This window comes from Micromonospora sp. NPDC047740 (assembly GCF_043204735.1).
Lineage (GTDB): Bacteria > Actinomycetota > Actinomycetes > Mycobacteriales > Micromonosporaceae > Micromonospora.
The window spans coordinates 1,054,366-1,072,065 of sequence record NZ_JBIDCT010000001.1 but is presented as its reverse complement, the minus strand read 5'-3'; the positions used below and the strand labels follow the sequence as shown (position 1 = coordinate 1,072,065).

Genomic DNA, 17,700 nt, shown 5'->3' with positions numbered 1-17,700 from the left:
GTGTCACGGACAGTTGGCGAACGATCGGGCTGGTGTTGGCGGTCATCCTGGCTCCCGGAGGGGTGGCCATTTATCCTCGTGGATTGCTTTGCTTAGGAGTCACGCCTCACACTGTGCGTATGACTACCACTGCAGCCGGGCGGGTCCGTACCGTGACGGGCACCGCAGTACTCGCCGCCCTGATCCTGGTGGCGGCATTCGGCAACCCGGCCTACACCGACTGGGCGAAGAACCACACCTCGAACGACGCGTGGGGATTCTTTCTCAAGCAGTTGGCATGGCCGACCTGGTCGTTCAGCTCGGACGATTCGGTGCGGACCATCCTCGCCAACGACATCAAGGCAATCCTGCTCATCGTGCTGACCGGTGTCTTCGTGTCGCTCATGGTTGCGGCAGCGTCATCGCGCAGCGCGAGGCTGTTCTTCTCGAGCTGGGGAGCCTACGTTTTCGCTGCGGCGTCCGCCGGCCTCCTGGCCGCGTTCATCCAGGTGGATACCAGCCTGCGCGGCGCCTTCAACTGGGCCGCCGGTGGCGGGATCTACGGACTGTTCGTCGGTTGGGCCCTCGCCGTCGTGGTCTTCGCCTCCCGGAAGTAACCCGCATAGTCCTGCGCCCCACTGCGCCGCCTACATGCTGAACGACGCCGCTTCCGGCATCGCCAACCTGCACAACGTCGTCCTCGCCCGGTGAGCACCAACCCGGCCAGCGGGCCACCTCAACCCACGCCACGGCGGTCACTGACAGTCGCGATGATGTGTCAGGCATCGAGGTGGACGCAGTGGACACTCACGCATTGTGGTGAACAAGAGACACGATGTAGAGAGATCCGATTAATCGGAAAGAGAGGTTTTGCCGACTCCCGACCGACAGTAGACTGCCCATCCATGTCGTACAACAACTACGACCCCGACGACCAACACCACCGGTTCCCCACCCAACCCACGGCGCCCGACCCCCCACCGACACAGCGGATCGCGTACGTGGACGTACACCACGGCGATGGCCTAGCACCCACGGCGCACTACCCCCACCCCACGCCGCGCACCCAACCCCCAGCGCCGTACCCCCACCCCGCGCCGCCCATCCCCCAGCCACCGATGCACTACCCCCAACCCCCGACGCCCTATACGCCACCTGCTTACCCATCACAGCCCTACCCGGCCCCGCCAGCGCCAGCGCCAGCGCCAGCGCCACGACAACGGAATCAGACAGATACCGCTACCATCGTCGCCCGCGTCATGGTCGGCGTGACCAGCAGCGTCGCTCTCATCTTCGCCTTGCACGTTCTCTTTTCCTTGGCGGGTGCCAACCAGAGCAACAGCTTCGTTCAATTCGTCTACGTGCTTGCCAAGGCGTTCGTACTGGGATTCGGGGACGTGTTCACGCCGAACGACGCCAAGGTTGGGCTCGTTCTCAACTACGGACTCGCCGCGCTGGTGTACTTGGTCATCGGCAGGCTGATCGCCCGGGCACTCCGCCAATAGCCGTCCACATCGTGGTGGGCATTTAGCCTTCACGGGCGCCCGGCCTCATTTGCTTCTGCAACATTGATCAGGAGAGGCATACTCACCCCGGACCTCGCGGCGTTGGGGGCCGACTGCACGCCGTCGTGACCAACTGCCCGCACCGCAACCCCACACGTTGTGCCGATGCCGACACACCGGCCAACACGGGAACCAACGGTGCGGCGACGCGTCGGCTTTCAACGCTGCGGCCAGCATCCCCGGACGGGGTCAAGCACACGTGCCGCCTCACCGTCGCTGGATACGAACACCAGCGTGTCCACACCTGTACCGCAGTGCGCAACGCCGCCAGCGAGGCGCCGAGCCGAGACATGTCCGCTACCGCAGCGAGTTGGCGATCTCGATCGCGTCGGACTTGGCCAGGTCACCTTCGAGTCGGTAGCTCACCCCGGCCTCTTCCCAGATCAGAGTCGACGCGGCGAGCCGTGCGGTCTCCTCCCGGGCCGTGCCGGTGCGATCCACGTAGGTCAGCGCGTGCGGGCCACCGACCCAAATGGCGTACCCGGCATCGACCTCGGTCAACTCTACGCCCGGCCCCATGGCCAGCTTGTGGAACGCCGGGTCGAGACGACCGTCGAAGGCATCGATCCGCAGCGTGCCGCCGCGATAGAGCAGGGTGGCCACCCGGTACGCGCCGGTCCGGTCGGGGTCGGCGACCAGCACCTGCTCCGGTGAACCCAGCTTCGCCGGCAGGCGGATCGGAAAGTGGACCAGCCGCTGCGCCTCGTGCAGGGCGGCGGGTCGCTGCGAGGGCAGCGGCGACGGTTCGCCGGTGGGCAGGGTCGGTGCGGGCGATGTGGCGATGGTGATGCCCGCGAAGCGCAGCAGCCCCGTCACGGCGTCGGCGAGGGCGGCCCGGCCGGGCGGGAGCAAGGCGACGAGCAGGGCGACGAGCGCCGCGGCGAGGTAGTAGCGCCACCGCCGCCGCCGGGGCGCGGGTACGGCGAGGCGGGCGCGTACCCGGGCGGTCACGTCGGGCGGTTCGGGGGTGTCCAGCCAGGCGGACAGGTCGCGCAGTTCTCGTTCGAGGTCATCCATGGTGGACCTCCTCGACGCTGAGCAGGCCGCGGAGCTTGGCCAGCGCCCGGTAGGTCCGCGACTTCACGGTGCCTCTGGGCCAGCCCAGCATCGCCACCGTCTCGTCCTCGCTGAGGTCGAGGAAGAACCGGCAGACAATCACCTCGCGGTCCTTCACGGGCAGCCGGCGCAGGGCCTGCACCAGCATGGCGCGGCGTTCGCCGGCGAGGACGGCGCCGACCGCGCTGTCCTCGGCGACCTCCGATCCCCGGTTCGCCTCCGCGGCCCGCAGGACGAGTCCATCCCGCCGGCCGCGGGACCGGTGCAGGTTCCGCGTCTCGTTGGCGACGATCGCCAGAAGCCAGGAACGGAAGGAAGACTCTCCCCGATAGCGGGCGAGACTGCGGTATCCCTTCACGAACGCCTCCTGGATGACGTCCTCGGCGTCCGGGCCGGCGCCGAGCAACACCGCCGTCCGATACGCGGGCGCGGTGTGCCGGGCGACCAGGAGTTCGTACGCCTCCAGGTCACCAGCCCGAGCGCGGGTGACGAGCTCTCCGTCGTCCAGTGACAACCTCCCCGATCACCCTTCATGACACCGCTCACGCCGGGCTGGTTCCATCCCCGCTCCGGGTGGAACTGCGGCGGGTTCGCCGGTGTCATCCGGGCATGATGGCAACGACAAGGATCTCGCGTCGCACCGTTCTGGCCCTCCTCGCCGGCACCGGCGCCGCCACGCTCGTCGGCTGCGATCCGGTGCGGAACACAGCGCCCGCCGTGTCGCTTCCCGACGCCCTGCTCGTCGAACTGGACGACGCACTCGGCGTGCTCCGAGGCCCCGACCGGTTGTCGATCCCGCGCTCCGTCGCCACCGCCGACGGGTCGGCGATCTACGCCACCGCGCCCGACGGCGCCGACACCGCCTTCTGGCGGGTCGACACCGCCACCGGCCACACGTCGGACCGGGTCAGGTTGCCCGGGCGCTGGCTGCCGCAGGCTGTCTCGGCGAACGGCGCGCTGGTGGCGCTCACCTCGGATGCGGCGAATGCGGCGCTGGGACGCCCGGACGGCCGGGACGTGACGCCGGTGCTGGTCGCCGACGTCACCGGGGTGCGGCACCAGCTTGAACTACGGGGCAACTTCGTGCCGGAGACGTTCACCGGGGATCAAGCCGGACTCTTCGTCCTCGAGTGGCTCCCGGCGGCGGCGCCCGACCGGTACCGGGTCCGCGTCGTCGATCTCGCCACGAAGGCTCCGGGCCCGCTCACCACCCGGGACAAGGCGGCGATCCCGCCCGGCGCCGAGGAGGAGATGCGCGGCGACGGGCGCCAGGCCGTGCTCGCGCCGGACCGCCAAACCCTCTACACCCTCTACACGCACCAACCCGGCCACCAGCACACCCGTGACCTGGTCAGCGGGCGGCCGGGCAACGCACACGCGTTCGTCCACACGCTGAACCTCACCGAGCGGTGGGCGTACTGCGTGGACCTGCCGCATCCGTTCGGGGAGGCGTCGGCGAGCGGCCACGCCATGGCGATCAGCCCACAAGGCGGTCGGCTCTTTGTTTCTGACGTCACGTCCGGCACGGTCGCGGAGATCTCCACCGAGGAGCTGACGGTACGCCGCACGGCCATCGTGGCCGGCGGCAGCGGCACCGGGCACGCCGCCGCGGACAGCGAGAGTCTGTTCCTCGGCGCCGGCACGGTGGTGCGGCGGATGGATCTCCAGCAACTGCGCCCCGCCGCCGACTGGTCGGTCCGCGAGCCGGTCACCGGCCTCGTGCTGAGCCCCGACGGCAAGCGCCTCTACGTGGGCCAGACCGGGGCCGTCAGCTGGCACGATCCCGCCACCGGCAACGAGCTCGGCCGCGTCGCGGTGCCCGGGCTGGTCGCTGTCCGGGGTCTGGCCGGACGCGGCTGATCCACCGGTGACCGGTCAGGGCCGGCACCCGCCGACACGCGTGATCGCCGGACCCCGCAGGGACCGGCGATCACCGCTGATGCGCCTCAGGCGATCCGGCGGATCATGCGGATGGCGAGATAGAGCAGGACCACGGCGAGGGCCACGAAGATGCCCGTCTCGATGCTCTGGAACAGCCAGAACCGGTCGGCCGGCTGGTAGAGCTGCCAGTTGTAGGCGCCCGGCCCGAGTCCCAGTTCGGCGCCGCAGGCCCTGCCATCCGGTCCCTTCGTGCCGGGCGGGCAGACGATCTGGGAGTCGGCCAGCACCATCTTGCCGTCGGCATCCCGGACGCCGCTGGCGAGGATCCAGTCGCCCCGGCTGATCCTCGGCCCCTCCGTCCCTTCGATCGGGAAGGTGAGGGTACGGGCGGGCTGGAAGTGCGGCCTGGCCAGGATCGCCGCCGCCGCCCGTACGCCGACGAACCCGACGAGGGTGACGCCCATGGCAGGCAGCATCTTGCGCCACACGGTGCCGGCGAAGATGCCGAGCGCCACGGCGAAGAGGGTGTAGCCGATCGGCACGATCCCCTGCAGGTCGAAAACGATGACGCCCATCCGGCCCTCGTGCGCGGCCTGGGTCAGCGGGCTGACCCACCACGACATGCCCAGCCCGTAGCAGACGGCGAGGGCGACCGTGGCCACGCCGACCAGCCCGAACTTCACCAGCGCCCAGTGCGTGCGACCCACCCCCTGGGTCCAGGCGAACCGGTGGGTGCCGTGCTCCACCTCACGGGCAACCAGCGGGGCGCCCCAGAACAGGCCGACCAGCATCGGCAGGACGAGCAGCAGGACGGCCACCAGGTTCAAACTGCCGTACCGGGTGCTGAAGCGGCGGAACGCCGCATCGCAGGAGTCCCGGGTAGTCCGGGCGACGTCGGCGTCGGCCAGCTGGCGGACACAGTCCGGCAGCCCGAACTCGGTGAACGTGTGCCGCATCGACAGGCCGATAGGGATCATCAGGGCGGCGAGCGCCGCGAACCCGAGCAGGGTGAACAGCAGTTGCTTGCGGTGTTGCCGCCAGGCCAGCCAGATCATGCCGGCACCCCCCATTCGGTGTGGCTCGCGGCCGGGTCGCCGTCGGCCAGGTAGGCGAGGATGACGTCCTCCAGGCCGACGTCCCGGACCGTCCAGGAGGGATCGTTGATCGGCCCGTCGGTGCGGACCAGCAGGGTGGACTGCCGGTCGGTGTGGCTGGCCCGGACGACCGCGGCGACGCCGCCGATCGGACCGCCGTCGTGGCGGGGCCCGACGAGTTGCCGATGCCCGGCCACCAGGTCGTCGGCCGCGCCCGCGAGTTGCACGCGGGCGGCGTGCAGCACGATCAGGTAGTCGCAGACCCGCTCCAGGTCCGCCAACAGGTGCGAGGAGAGCAGGACGGTCGTGCCGGCGTCGGCGACGCTGCCCATCAGCGACTGGAGGAACTCCCGCCGGGCCAGCGGGTCCAGGCTGGCGACCGGCTCGTCGAGCAGCAGTAGCCGGGGCCGCTTGGCCAGCGCGAGCGCGAGAGCCACCTGGGCACGTTGCCCGCCGGAGAGTTTGCCAACCGGCCGGTCGGGCGGGATGCCCAACTGGGCCAGCCGGTTGCGGGCCAGCGCCCCGTCCCACCGCCGGTTCAGCTTCCCACCGGCGGTGACCAGTTCCGCCGCGCTGAAGTCCCGGTACAGCGGGGTGTCCTGGGCGACGAACCCGATGTCAGCCAGGACCTTCGTGTTGTCGTACGGCGATTCGCCGAACACCCGCACCGTCCCGGCGTTCGGCCGGAGCAGGCCCACGGCGAGGTGCAGCAGGGTGCTCTTGCCCGCCCCGTTCGGGCCGACCAGAGCGGCGATTCGCCCGGTCGGTAGCTGCAGCGAACAGTCCCGCAGCGCCCAGGTGCTCCCGTACCTCTTGCCGAGCTGGTCGGTCTCCAGAGCCACGTCCATCGGCTGTCCTCTCATTCCGCTCGCGCGGGTTGCTTGTGTGGTGTGTCGTCGGCGAGGGCGGCCCGCAGGGTGGTCTCCACCAGGGCGATGACGTCCTCGGGCGTGAGTCCGGCCGCCTGCGCCCGGTGCAGCCAGGCCACCAGGTCCTCGCGCAGCTCCGCCTGGTTGGGCAGGGACGCGCCCGCCAGGCTCCGTTCGACGAACGTGCCGACCCCGGGCCGCCCGGCGACCAGGCCCTCGATCTCCAGTTCGCGGTACGCCTTGAGCACCGTGTTCGGGTTGATCGCCAACGACTGCGCGACGTCACGCACCTTCGGCAACTGGTCGCCCGGGGCCAGCAGGCCGACCCGGAGCGCCTGTTTCACCTGCTGCACCAGCTGCAGGTAAGTGTTCACCTTCGACCGACTGTCCAGCACGAACTCGATCACTCGAGACGATCCTCTCTATTGTCCTACGACAGTAGGACTAGTGGGCAGCATCATCGCGAAATCAGCCGCTGTCAAGCGCGGCGTCCGCGTGTCACGGCCCGCGTGTCGGTCCGACCGCTCCGGCACCCGAGCAGCGCGAGCGATACGCCGACAGGCACGAGGCGGGCGTGACGGCGTCGTGAGCAGCCAGCGGACCGATCAGAAGTGACCAGGAATGGGACACCGGGCCCGGGCAGGCCGCCCACGCCGTAGTGACCCAACTGCCAATCGACCGCCGGCTGCCGCTGGCCCGGCTGGAGGCGCAGGTCGCGTTCCCGCTGCTGCTCACCGTGCTTCCGCGGCTGAAGCTGGCCGCCCCGGGCGAACGCCGCGACCGCCTGGCGCTGCGCGGCTACGCCACGCTGCCGGTCACCACCGGCTGACATGGCCGCACCGTGTCACCAAGGGCGGTGTCCAGGCCTCGCGCCGCCGGCCCTGGCAATAGCGCACAGTCAATGGCCTTCGCACGGCAGATGCGTCGACCGGTCGCGGACCCCGTCCAAGAAGGTGCCTGTCAGTGTGATCCGGCTAGTGCGGCGAGCGCCACGCTGAGACCGCCGGCGGCGGTTGCGAGCGTGACCGCCGCCAGCCAGGGGCCGGGCGGGCGGGCCGAGTTCAGCACGGCCGGGGCGGCGGAGGGCGGAAGGCGTCGGCGCAGCGCCGCTGCGGCGACGATGACGACCGTCATCGCGCTGGCGACGGCGGCCAGAAAGATCCATCCGCCGAGGTGCGGCAGGAGGAAACGGCCGGCCCCGGCCGCCGCGACGACAAAGGCGGCTGCGGTACGCCGCCACGCCAGCACCGTCCGTTCCAGCTGCAACCCGGGATCACCAGACGAGACCGGCCCCGGGGAGGGGCCTGACGACGGCGAGGAGCCGAGGTGGATCACAGGACGAGCCCCAGGAGGACCAGGACGCCGACGAGCATGAGACCCGCACCGACCGGCACGGCCATCATCGGTGGCGGGAGTCCTTCCCCCCGTCTCAGGGCGAGCTCGGTGCGGACCCAGCCGAACCAGGCCTGGGCCGGGGCGGCGGCACCCAGCAGGATCAGCACGATCGCAGACGCTCGGCGCAACCCGGGCACGATCGGCAGGTTCACCGCCTCCAACGCCACGCCTGCGGCGAAGAGTGCCAGAGAGGTACGGATCCACGCCAGGAACGTGCGCTCGTTGGCGAGGCTGAACCGCGGATCCGGGTCGCTGCCCTGACTGAAGACGCGGCGAGGCCACCGGGTCGACGCGCCCGGAGACGTCGGCCCGCCCGAGTGCGGGGCTGAGGCACGACGTTTCACCACGCCGCCAGCCCCTTGACGATCGCTATGACGCTTCCGGCGAGGGCGAGCGCCAGCACCCAACGCCGGGCAGCCGTCGCCGGCAACCACCGCCCCAGGAAGTGGCCGCCACCGATCCCTGCCAGCATCGCCGCCCCGCAGGCCAACAGCAGTCTCCACGACAGGACCGGGGGGCCCTTCGCCGCCAGCGACAGCACGTTCGTCACCAGGCCGACGAGCTGCACGGTCGGGACGAAGCTTCGGTGCTCCCAGTCGGTGCTCGCGGCGTAGACCGCGAGCGGCGGTCCGCCCGTCCCGGCCGTCGTGTTGAAGAAGCCTGATGCGAACCCGGACGCCACCGCACCACCCCGCTGCCGGAGGAACGGCATGCTCTGGCCCACCGCCACCCAGGCCACTGATCCCGCTGTGATCAGGCCGATGCCGACGAGCAGGATCGGACCCGGCAGTTCCCGGACCACCCAGACCCCCAGTGGCAGCGCGAGGATCACCCCGGCGATCATCTGAAGGGCCACGCGGCGGCGCAGCGCCCGGGCGGTCATGGACAGCACGATCAGGTTGATCGCCGCTGAGAGCAGGTTGGCCAGGGTCACGCCCGAGAAGGGGCCGAGGATCACGACCAGAAACGGCGCGGCCACCAGGGCGAAGCCCAGGCCGGTTGCTCTCTGCATGGTGGCGCCGAGCGCGACCGCGCTGACCGCGAGCACGTCGGCGACGGGCACCATCTCAGCGCGACACGGCGTCGTCGACCACGTCGGCGAGGCGTCGCAGCCGGTCAACCGAGATCGTGCGCAGGTCGTCGGCCATGGTCGGGCTGCCGACCACCGAGGCCCAGACCGCGCGGCCGGCGAGGAAACCCGAGGCGCCGGCCCGGCAGGCGAGTCGCACGGCTTCGGGGAAGACCTCCGCGGGTACGCCGGAGGACAGCACCACCCACGGGCTGCTGATGACTGACGACAGCGAGGCGCACCCGGCGGTGATCTCGTCTGCGGTGCCCTTGCCGTGGGTTGGTACCTCCGACTTGTAGAGGTCGGCACCGAGGTTGCCGAGTTCGCGGGCCGCCGCGTGGATTCCCGCTTCGTGGTCGTACGCGCCGCCGTCGCGCGGGCCACGGGACACCGGTTCGATGATGCTGACCAGGCCGGCCTCGCGGCAGCGGGCGACGAAGTCGGTGACCATGGCGATCCGCGGCTCAGGCGCCTCGTCCGGCCGGTAGAGCACGAGCAGCTTGAGGGCCTTCGCGCCCTGCTTGCGTACGGTTGCGGGGTCGACCTCGGGGTCGATCGCCACGTCTGCGACGAACTCGGTGGCGCTCGGGGTGAACGCGTCGGCCGCTGCGATCAGCGCGCAGGACGGGTCGACGGCGTTGTCCGCGATCACGGCGTCCCAGCCGAACTGCTTGTCGATGAGGATCGCCGACGCGTATGGGCTGAGCGCCCGTGCCGCGTCCACCTTGAACGCGGTCAGCTGCGCGTCGGTCACCGGCTCGGGCTGGCGTGCGGCGAACATGGCGCGCAGCGCCTCGCGCTGGTCGACGGCGAGCATGGCGTAGCCGCCCGAGGTGCGGGCGAGGATCGAGGGGTCGGTGGTCACTGTTCCTCCAGCGCGGGAGCGGCCGAGGCGCCGCCGAGGTCGGCGACGTCGAGGCACTGAGATCAAAGGATGTTTGAAAAATAACATCCATTGGTGCTGGAAGAACAGGGGCTAGACTACGGGCGTGTCAGTGGAAGCCATGCGCTACGACGGCGCCCCGCAGCGGCGGACGCACATCATGGCCGCGCTGCGCCGGGCCGGCTTCCTCTCGGTCGCCGACATCAGCGCCCAGCTCGGCGTCTCTTCGATGACGATCCGCCGTGACCTGCGGCGACTCGCTGAGGCTGGCGAGGTCCAGCTGGTCCATGGCGGCGTGAGTCTTCCGCCGGGCGGCGTCGGGGCCCCCGGGTACACGTCCCGCGCGCTCAGCCACGCCGGCGCCAAGCAGGCGATCGGCGCCGCGGCGGTCCGCCTGGTGCAGCCCGGCGACACGATCGGCATCGACAGCGGCACGACCGCGGCCGAGGTGGCCCATGCGCTGCCCGAGGACTTCGACGGCTGCGTGATCACCCACTCCGTCCCCGTGCTGGCCCACATGCTGTCCCGGCCCAGGTCAAGGGTCATCGGGATCGGCGGCGAGCTGCTGCACGACAACCAGGCGATGGTGGGTTTCGCGGCGCTGGATCTCGTCCGGCGCATGCGGGTGCGCCTGCTGTTCCTCGGGGCCAGCGCCGTCGACGAACGGGGCGCGTACGTGCGCTCGGAGGTCGAGCTGAGCGCCAAGCACGCCCTCATGGACATCGCCGAGGAGGTCGTGCTGCTCGCCGACGCGAGCAAGCTGACGGCCACCGCTCCGGTTCAGGTGTGCGGCTTCGACCGCATCGACACCCTGGTCGTGGACGGTCCGCTGCCCGCTGCGGTTGCCACGGCCGCACGCCGCACCGGCACCCGCGTTCTGACCGCATAAGCGAGTGAACTGCGCGAACGCGGTGTAGACCCGCTGCGGTAGTGGCGAAATCCTGCCGAGGCCTCACGGGGAGCGGGCGACAGCGGAACGCGCCCCGATGAGGCATTGGCACCTTTCGCCGGATGCCAACTCTCCGCCTTTTCTTTGTTTCGTGCTCTTGACGCCTGGGTGACATGCGTTCAACACTGCATGCAGATAGCGTCGACGTGAGAGAAGGCACATGGACCTCAAGGCCGCACCCTCAGCCACGGAGACCCGCATGGTCACGTTGCCGGATGCCGCAGTGGTGGACGTGCGGTGCCGGGTCTTCCGGGCACGCCCCACCGAGCCGATCGCCATGTCGTTCGCGCCGCTGAACCACCGCGTGATGATCCTGATCGAGGTCGAGCTGGCCGACGGTTCGGTCGGCGTCGGCGAGAGCTGGGCGAACTACCCGTCCTGGGCGTGGCGCGAGCGGATCGCCACAATCCACGACGGCGTCGCGCCGCTCATGAAGGGCCGCAGCTTTCCCGACCCGACCACCGCCCAGCGCGCGCTGCTCGCAACGCTGGCGCCGCTGGGCCGCCAGTGGGGTGCACCCGGCCCGGTCTACCAGGCGATCAGCGGCGTCGACATGGCGCTGTGGGACCTCGCCGCCCGGCACGCCGGCACCAGCCTGGCCCGGCTGCTCAGCGCGAGCCCACGCACGGAGCTGCCGGTGTACGGCTCCAGCCTCGGACCAACCGGGGTCGCCGAGGTCGCCCACCGCTGCGCCGCGCTCGGGCTCACCGCCGTCAAGGTCAAGGTCGGCTTCGGCGCGGACATCGACCTCGCCAACGTCGGGACCGCCCGGCGGATCCTCGGCGACCAGGTGCAGATCTTCGCCGACGCCAACCAGGCGTGGCGGCTGACCGAGGCGCTGGAGATGGTCCGCGCGCTGGCCGACCTCGGCGTCGCGTGGGTCGAGGAGCCGCTGGCCGGCGACCGCCCCGCAGAGCTGGCCGAGCTGAGCCGCCGCACCGCGATGCCGCTGGCCACCGGGGAGAACCTCTACGGCGCCGCGGCGTTCACCCCATACCTGGAGGCCGTCGAGATCCTCCAGCCCGACCTCGGCAAGGTCGGCGGCGTCACCGAGTACCTCGACGTGTTGGCGGCCGCGGCAGCAGCCGGACGGACGGTCAACCCACACCTCTACAACGGCGCGGTCGCCACCGCCACGACCGTCCAGGCCGGCGCGATCTCGTCGGCGACCCGGCTCATCGAGTGGGACATCCGCTCCAACCCGCTGCGGCAGGCCGCCGACGGCCTGCTCACCGCCCACGGCACGGTCCGCGTGCCGGACGGGCCCGGATTCGGCATAGATCTCGACCAGGACCAGCTCGACGCGTACGAGGAGCAGCTACCGTGACCGACCCCATCGTCAACGACATCCTCTCGGCCGCCACTGCCGTGCGCGTGACCGGCCGGACGGCGGGCGGACCGCGGCTCGCAGTGCTCGACCCGGCCACCGGCGAGCCGTTCACCGAGGTCAGCACGGGTAATGGTGCCGACGCGACGGCGGCACTCGATCTCGCGCAGCAGGCCCTGCCGGTGTGGGCGGGTACGCCGCGGGCTGCCCGGTCGGCCGCCCTGCGGGCCATCGCCGCAGACGTCGAGGCGCTCGCCGCGGAGCCCGAGTGGCCCGCACTGATCACTCGGGAGAGCGGCAAACGGCTCGCCGAGTCGGCGGCCGAGCTCGGGCTGACCGTCGCCTACTTCCGGATCATGGCCGACCTGCTGGACCGGCAGGAGACCGAGCAACTGTCCGTCGTACCCGGGATCACGCACCGGGTGACCACGCGGCCCGCCGGTGTCGCCGCGGTCCTCACTCCCTGGAACTTCCCGGTCTCCATCCCGGCTCGCAAGATCGCGCCGGCGCTGGCGGCGGGCTGCCCGGTGCTGTTCAAGCCCTCCGAGCTGACGCCGCTGTCGTCGATGGTGCTGGCCGCCGTCGTCGAACGGCACGTGCCCGCAGGCGTCCTGTCGACCGTGCTCGGCACACCCGCCGACGTCGTCGACCCGTGGCTCGCCGACAGGAGCGTCGGCGTCGTCTCCTTCACCGGGTCGACCCGGGTGGGGCGGCTGGTCGCCGCCGCCACCGCGCCGCGCTTCGTGCGCACGGTGATGGAGCTCGGCGGTTGCGCACCGTTCCTCGTGCTGCCGGATGCGGATCCGCAGGCAGCCGCGCAGACGCTGCTGGTCGCGAAGTACCGCAACAACGGCCAGTCCTGTATCGCCGCGAACCAGATCCTCGTGGCCCGCGAGGTGGCGGCCGAGTTCACCGAGGCGTTCGTCGCGGCGACCGAGAAGATGGTCGTCGGCCTCCCCACGGATCCGGCCACCGACCTCGGTCCCCTCGCTCCGGCCTCGGACCCGGCCCGGATGGCCTCGCTCGTCGAGGAAGCGGTGAGCAAGGGCGCGAGGAAGGTCACGAGCGGCGCCGTCCCCGAGAAGGGCCACTTCGCCCCGGCGACCGTACTGCTGGACGCGCCCGTCGACAGCCGGGTGATGACCGACGAGATCTTCGGGCCGATCGCGCCGATCCACGTCTACGACGACCTCGACGACGCGCTGGCCCTGCACCATGCCACCGGGTACGGCCTGGCCGGCTACGTCTGCAGCGCGGACCTCGACCGCGCCCACGCCGTCGCCGACCGCCTCTCCGCCGGGATCGTCGGCATCAACACCGGGACCCCGAACACGCCGTGGATCCCGTTCGGCGGCGTGCAGGACTCGGGCCTCGGCTACGAGGGCGGCCGCCCCGGCCTGGAGGCCTTCCAGACCTTCCTGTCCGTCGGCTCGAAGGCGCAGGTGTGACGATGCGCCTGCTCATCGGACAGACCGGCGCACCGACCAGCGTCGTCAACGCCAGCCTCCGCGGCTTCCTCGAGGCGGCGGCGGATCACGACGTGCTGGCGCTGCGGGGAGGCCCGGACGGCCTGGTCGAGGGCCGGCTCACCCCGGTCACCGCCGCCGACGTGCCGGCCGTCGCGGCCCGGCACGGCGGATCCTGGCTCGGCGCCGGGCGGCGGGCGGTCACCGAAGGGGACCTCGACACCGCACTCGACGTCCTGGCCGCGAACGGTGTCGAAGGCGTGGCGCTGATCGGCGGCAACGGGACGATGGCGCTGCTGCACGCCCTCGCGAACCGGGCCGCCGCGACCGGGCGGGAGCTGAGCGTCGTCGGAATCCCGAAGACCGTGGACAACGACCTGGTCGGCATCGACCACTGCCCCGGATACGGGTCCGCGGCGCGCTACCTCACGAAGGTCGTCCCGGACCTGGCCCGTGACCACGAGGCGATGTCCGGCATCGAACCGGTCCGCATCGTGGAGACCCTCGGCCGCTCGGTGGGCTGGCTGGCCCTCGCCGCGACCTGGCACCGCGACGATCCGGCGTACGCGCCGCACCTGGTGCTGATCCCGGAGCTCGCCTTCGACCGGGCGGCGTTCCTCACCACCGTGCAGGATGCCCTGCGCGCCCACGGGCGGGCGTTCGTGGTCGTCAGCGAAGGCGCGGCGAGCGAGTTGACCGACGATCCGTTCGAGGCGGTCAACCACACCCGGATCATCCTCGGCGGCGTCTCCAGGGCGCTCGCCGGGCTGGTGAGCACCGAGCTCGGTGTCGCCGCCCGCGGCGAAGTGCTCGGCATGGCCCAGCGCAGCAGCGGCGCGCTCGCCAGCGACGTCGACCGGGCGGAGGCGGCGGAGGCGGGACGGCACGCGGCGAAGCTGCTGGCCGACCGTGCCACCGGCCTGATGGTCGGCCTGCACCGCAGCGCCGGCGAGACCGTGTACGACCCGGTGCCGCTCGCGGAGGTGGCCGGCCGGACCCGGCCCGTACCCCCGCAGTGGCGCAGTACCAATCCCGCCGACCTCGGCGACTTCCACGACTGGCTCACTCCACTCCTCGGTCAGAACTGAAAGGCATAAAGATGCGAAACAAGATCTTGAGTGCCGGGTTCGCCCTGGCCCTCGTCGGCGGGCTCGCCGCCGGCTGCGGCGGCAGCGACTCGGGCGGCAGCGCCAACGAGATCTCCCTCGTCATGTCCAACCACCCCTGGCAGAAGGCCATCGAGCCGCTGATCCCCGAGTTCGAGAAGGCCTCGGGCGTCAAGGTGAAGGTGCAGACCTTCGCCGAGCAGCAGGCGCGCGACAAGATCTCGTTGAACCTGCAGTCGCGCAGCTCTTCCATGGATGTCTTCATGACGCTGCCGTCGCGCGAGGGCCTGCAGTTCAGCAAGGCCGGCTACTACGCTCCGCTCGACGACTACATGAGCAAGTCCGCCGCGTACGACGTCGCCGACTTCCCGGCCGCGGTCAAGACCGGCATGACGATCCAGGACAAGATGATCGCCGCGCCGGTGAACGTCGAGGGCGTTGTCCTCTACTACCGGACGGACCTGTTCAAGCAGTACGGCATCACGCCGCCGAAGACCCTCGACGAGTTGCCCACCGTCGCCGCCGCGATCAAGCAGAAGTCCGGGGGCAAGGTCACCCCGATCGCGCTGCGCGGCCAGTCCGCCGCCCTGCCGTTCACCTTCGGCCCGTTCCTGCACTCCCAGGGCCTGGAGTGGACCAAGCCGGACGGTACCCCGAACTTCGACAACCCCGGCGCCGCGGACGCGATCAACCGGTACGCGACCCTCGCCAAGGACTACGGCCCGCCCGGCGTCGTCAACAACACCTTCACCCAGTCCTCGGCGCTCTTCGCGGCCGGCAACGCGGCGATGGAGCTGGAGTCCAGCAACGAGATCAGCAGCATCAACGACCCGAAGACCTCGAAGGTGGTCGGCAAGATCGGCGTGCTGGACTTCCCGGCCGGCTCGGCGGGCTCGAAGTCGACCGTCCTGAACTGGGGCATCGCCATGTCCTCGTACTCGAAGCACAAGGACGCGGCCTGGAAGTTCATCGAGTGGGCGACCGGCAAGGCCACCCAGCTCAAGCTGACCACGGACGGTATCGCTCCGCCGCGGACCTCGGTCGCGCAGGACAAGGCGTACACCGACACGCTGAACACCGAGACGCTGAAGGAGTGGAGCAGGGCGCTCGCCAACGTGCAGGCGAACGGCTCCACGGAGGTCGGCCCGGTCGGTGTCGCCGCCCCTGAGATGCGCAAGGTCGTCGGCGACGCCGTCGGCAAGGTGATCCTCGGCCAGGCGGACGCCAACGCCGCAGCCAAGGAGATCCAGGACGGCCTCACTCCGCTGCTGGCGAAGAACGCCGGATAAGTCTCATGAGCGACCTGATGACGAAGTCGCCCACCGCCTCCGGCTCCGCCAACGCGGGGCCGGGGGCGGGGGCGCCGCCCCCGCGTCGCCGCCGGGTCGACCCGACGGCCCGGGGCGTGTGGCCGTTCGCGCTGCCGGCCGTGCTGGTCACGGCCGTGCTCGTGCTGGTGCCGATCGCGTACACGATCTGGCTCTCCGTCAGTGACCGGCAGTCCGACGGGACGAACTCGGGGTTCCTCGGGTTCGCCAACTACGCCGAGATGTTCGACAACCCGCAGTTCTGGAACTCGCTGAAGATCACGCTGTTCCTCTTCGTGGTCTGCCTGCTGGTGGAAACCCTCCTCGGGCTGGCCCTGGGCTACGTGATGAGCCTGGACGTGCCGGGTCGGCGGATCTTCCAGGGCATGATGCTGGTCCCGGCGATCACGGCGTCGGTCGCGGTCGGCCTGGTCTGGCTGCTGATCATGGACCCGTCGCTCGGCGCGGCCAACCAGATCCTCGCCAAGGTGGGTATCGACCCGGTGGTGTGGCTCGGCGACCCGGACATCGCGCCCTGGTCCATCGCCCTGGTCGACATCTGGCAGTGGACGCCGTTCATGGCGCTGATCATCTCGGCCGGGATCCGGTCGCTGCCCGAGGAGCCGTTCGAGGCCGCCGCGCTGGACGGGGCGAGCGGCTGGCGGACGGCCTGGAACATCGGCCTCCCGCTCCTGCGCCCGGTCCTCACGGTGGCGATGCTGCTGCGCACGGTGGACCTCGTGCGCTTCTTCGACACGATCTACATCATGACCCAGGGGGGCCCGGTGAACTCCACGAACACCCTCAACGTGTACGGCTACAACGCCGGCTTCGTCGACCACGAGCCGAGCTACGCGGCGGCCCTGCAGGTCGCCTTGCTCGTCCTGGTGATCATGATCGCGGGCGGGTTCACCTGGTTCCGGCAGCGGGCCTCGCGATGACCAAGCGGCTCAGCGGCGTGTACGCCGCATACCTCGTCTTCGCGATCGTCTTCTTCGGCCCGGTGCTCTTCATGCTCTGGTCGTCACTGCGCAACAACGTCGACATCACCGGCTCGCTGTTCAACATCGGCTCACCGCTGACGTTGGAGAACTTCACCAACCTCTTCGAACGCTTCGCGTTCGGCCGCTACATCGCCAACAGCTTCATCGTGGCCGGCGGGTCGACGATCCTCGGGCTCGTCCTCGGTGCGCCGGCCGCGTACGTGATCGTGCGCCGCAAGTTGGCCGCGCTGGGCTTCGTCACCCTGCTGGCCCGCATGGCGCCCGGCGTGCTGTTCGTGCTGCCGCTGTTCGTGCTCTCGATCCGCATCGGTGGCCCGGACAGCGTGGCACTCAACTACGCGCTGCTGATCGTCGCGCACCTGATCATCACGCTGCCGCTGTGCATCTGGCTGCTGGTGCCGTTCTTCGAGGAGATCCCGATCAGCATCGAGGAGTCGACGCTGATCGACGGCGCGAACGCCTGGCAGCGGTTCCTTCGGATCGCGCTGCCGCTGGCCCTGCCCGGGCTGTCGGTCGCGCTGACGCTGAGCTTCATCTTCAGCTGGAACTACTTCCTCTTCGCACTGGCCCTGGCCAACGAGCGGACGCTGCCGCTGACCGTCATCGCGTTCAACTTCATCGGCCAGGGATCCAACGACTTCGGCGGCCTGATGGCCGCGAGCACGCTCATCTCCGCACCCGCCCTGCTGCTGACGGTCTTCGCACAGCGCTGGCTGGTCCGCGGCATCACCGGAGGAGCCGTCAAGTGAC

19 protein-coding genes and 1 pseudogene are annotated in these 17,700 nt (G+C 70.5%); 11 read left to right on the top strand and 9 right to left on the bottom strand.

Annotated elements, in window-relative coordinates; translation table 11 throughout:
* Positions 1–152 precede the first annotated feature (152 nt).
* Together ACGF4F_RS04475 and ACGF4F_RS04470 are read left to right on the top strand one after the other, a co-directional pair.
* The gene (locus tag ACGF4F_RS04475) at positions 153–596 is read left to right on the top strand and encodes a hypothetical protein (protein WP_393074722.1); all 444 of its coding nucleotides are present in this window, start codon (positions 153–155) and stop codon (positions 594–596) included.
* Positions 597–1,238: 642 nt separating this feature from the next.
* Complete coding sequence (locus tag ACGF4F_RS04470) at positions 1,239–1,484, top strand: hypothetical protein (protein WP_357436416.1); 246 nt, start codon at positions 1,239–1,241, stop codon at positions 1,482–1,484.
* A gap of 357 nt (positions 1,485–1,841) precedes the next feature.
* Here ACGF4F_RS04470 and ACGF4F_RS04465 read toward each other — a convergent pair whose 3' ends face one another.
* Both ACGF4F_RS04465 and ACGF4F_RS04460 read right to left on the bottom strand, forming a co-directional pair.
* Entirely contained in the window at positions 1,842–2,561 is a 720-nt protein-coding gene (locus ACGF4F_RS04465; RefSeq protein WP_393074719.1) for a hypothetical protein, read from the bottom strand.
* Positions 2,554–3,114 (bottom strand): sigma-70 family RNA polymerase sigma factor, encoded by a 561-nt coding sequence (locus tag ACGF4F_RS04460; protein WP_357436412.1) that lies wholly within the window; start codon positions 3,112–3,114, stop codon positions 2,554–2,556. Before ACGF4F_RS04460 ends, ACGF4F_RS04465 begins: the two co-directional genes overlap by 8 nt.
* Before the next feature lie 95 nt (positions 3,115–3,209).
* Here ACGF4F_RS04460 and ACGF4F_RS04455 point away from each other — a divergent pair, with 95 nt between their 5' ends.
* A complete protein-coding gene (locus ACGF4F_RS04455) occupies positions 3,210–4,460 on the top strand; it encodes a YncE family protein (RefSeq protein ID WP_393074716.1) in 1,251 nt (416 codons plus the stop codon).
* A gap of 86 nt (positions 4,461–4,546) precedes the next feature.
* Here the strand turns inward: ACGF4F_RS04455 and ACGF4F_RS04450 are convergent, their stop codons facing one another.
* The 3 genes from ACGF4F_RS04450 to ACGF4F_RS04440 are packed head-to-tail and all read right to left on the bottom strand — an operon-like array spanning position 4,547 to position 6,851.
* Complete coding sequence (locus ACGF4F_RS04450) at positions 4,547–5,536, bottom strand: transporter (RefSeq protein WP_393074713.1); 990 nt, start codon at positions 5,534–5,536, stop codon at positions 4,547–4,549.
* Positions 5,533–6,423 carry an ABC transporter ATP-binding protein gene (locus ACGF4F_RS04445; RefSeq protein WP_357436407.1) on the bottom strand — a complete coding sequence of 297 codons (891 nt, stop codon included), beginning with the start codon at positions 6,421–6,423 and terminating at the stop codon, positions 5,533–5,535. The genes ACGF4F_RS04450 and ACGF4F_RS04445 overlap by 4 nt, the downstream gene beginning before the upstream one ends.
* A gap of 11 nt (positions 6,424–6,434) precedes the next feature.
* Positions 6,435–6,851 carry a GntR family transcriptional regulator gene (locus tag ACGF4F_RS04440; protein WP_357436406.1) on the bottom strand — a complete coding sequence of 139 codons (417 nt, stop codon included), beginning with the start codon at positions 6,849–6,851 and terminating at the stop codon, positions 6,435–6,437.
* Between the two features lie 284 nt (positions 6,852–7,135).
* Here ACGF4F_RS04440 and ACGF4F_RS04435 point away from each other — a divergent pair.
* A pseudogene (locus ACGF4F_RS04435) lies at positions 7,136–7,273 on the top strand (cytochrome P450); the annotation flags it as partial.
* Positions 7,274–7,404: 131 nt separating this feature from the next.
* Here the strand turns inward: ACGF4F_RS04435 and ACGF4F_RS04430 are convergent.
* The 4 genes from ACGF4F_RS04430 to ACGF4F_RS04415 all read right to left on the bottom strand — a co-directional run bounded on the left by ACGF4F_RS04430 (position 7,405) and on the right by ACGF4F_RS04415 (position 9,773).
* A complete protein-coding gene (locus ACGF4F_RS04430; RefSeq protein ID WP_357436404.1) occupies positions 7,405–7,710 on the bottom strand; it encodes a DUF202 domain-containing protein in 306 nt (101 codons plus the stop codon).
* A 65-nt stretch (positions 7,711–7,775) separates the two neighbouring features.
* Positions 7,776–8,186: a DUF202 domain-containing protein gene (locus tag ACGF4F_RS04425; protein ID WP_357436402.1), complete on the bottom strand. Its 411-nt coding sequence runs from the start codon at positions 8,184–8,186 to the stop codon at positions 7,776–7,778.
* A complete protein-coding gene (locus ACGF4F_RS04420; RefSeq protein ID WP_393074708.1) occupies positions 8,180–8,905 on the bottom strand; it encodes a TSUP family transporter in 726 nt (241 codons plus the stop codon). The genes ACGF4F_RS04425 and ACGF4F_RS04420 overlap by 7 nt, the downstream gene beginning before the upstream one ends.
* A 1-nt stretch (position 8,906) precedes the next feature.
* Positions 8,907–9,773: a hypothetical protein gene (locus ACGF4F_RS04415; protein WP_393074705.1), complete on the bottom strand. Its 867-nt coding sequence runs from the start codon at positions 9,771–9,773 to the stop codon at positions 8,907–8,909.
* A gap of 124 nt (positions 9,774–9,897) precedes the next feature.
* Here ACGF4F_RS04415 and ACGF4F_RS04410 point away from each other — a divergent pair, with 124 nt between their 5' ends.
* From ACGF4F_RS04410 to ACGF4F_RS04380, 7 genes are all read left to right on the top strand, one after another.
* Positions 9,898–10,680 carry a DeoR/GlpR family DNA-binding transcription regulator gene (locus tag ACGF4F_RS04410; RefSeq protein WP_357436399.1) on the top strand — a complete coding sequence of 261 codons (783 nt, stop codon included), beginning with the start codon at positions 9,898–9,900 and terminating at the stop codon, positions 10,678–10,680.
* 259 nt (positions 10,681–10,939) lie between these two features.
* A complete protein-coding gene (locus ACGF4F_RS04405; RefSeq protein WP_357436397.1) occupies positions 10,940–12,067 on the top strand; it encodes a mandelate racemase/muconate lactonizing enzyme family protein in 1,128 nt (375 codons plus the stop codon).
* Positions 12,064–13,515, top strand: coding sequence for an aldehyde dehydrogenase family protein (locus tag ACGF4F_RS04400; protein ID WP_357436395.1), 1,452 nt, complete (start codon positions 12,064–12,066; stop codon positions 13,513–13,515). Before ACGF4F_RS04405 ends, ACGF4F_RS04400 begins: the two co-directional genes overlap by 4 nt.
* Positions 13,516–13,517: 2 nt before the next feature.
* Complete coding sequence (locus tag ACGF4F_RS04395) at positions 13,518–14,621, top strand: 6-phosphofructokinase (protein ID WP_357436394.1); 1,104 nt, start codon at positions 13,518–13,520, stop codon at positions 14,619–14,621.
* 11 nt (positions 14,622–14,632) lie between these two features.
* Complete coding sequence (locus ACGF4F_RS04390) at positions 14,633–15,928, top strand: ABC transporter substrate-binding protein (protein WP_393074700.1); 1,296 nt, start codon at positions 14,633–14,635, stop codon at positions 15,926–15,928.
* 5 nt (positions 15,929–15,933) lie between these two features.
* A complete protein-coding gene (locus tag ACGF4F_RS04385) occupies positions 15,934–16,887 on the top strand; it encodes a sugar ABC transporter permease (RefSeq protein ID WP_357436391.1) in 954 nt (317 codons plus the stop codon).
* Positions 16,884–17,699 carry a carbohydrate ABC transporter permease gene (locus ACGF4F_RS04380; protein WP_357436390.1) on the top strand — a complete coding sequence of 272 codons (816 nt, stop codon included), beginning with the start codon at positions 16,884–16,886 and terminating at the stop codon, positions 17,697–17,699. The genes ACGF4F_RS04385 and ACGF4F_RS04380 overlap by 4 nt, the downstream gene beginning before the upstream one ends.
* The last annotated feature ends 1 nt before the right edge of the window (position 17,700 follow it).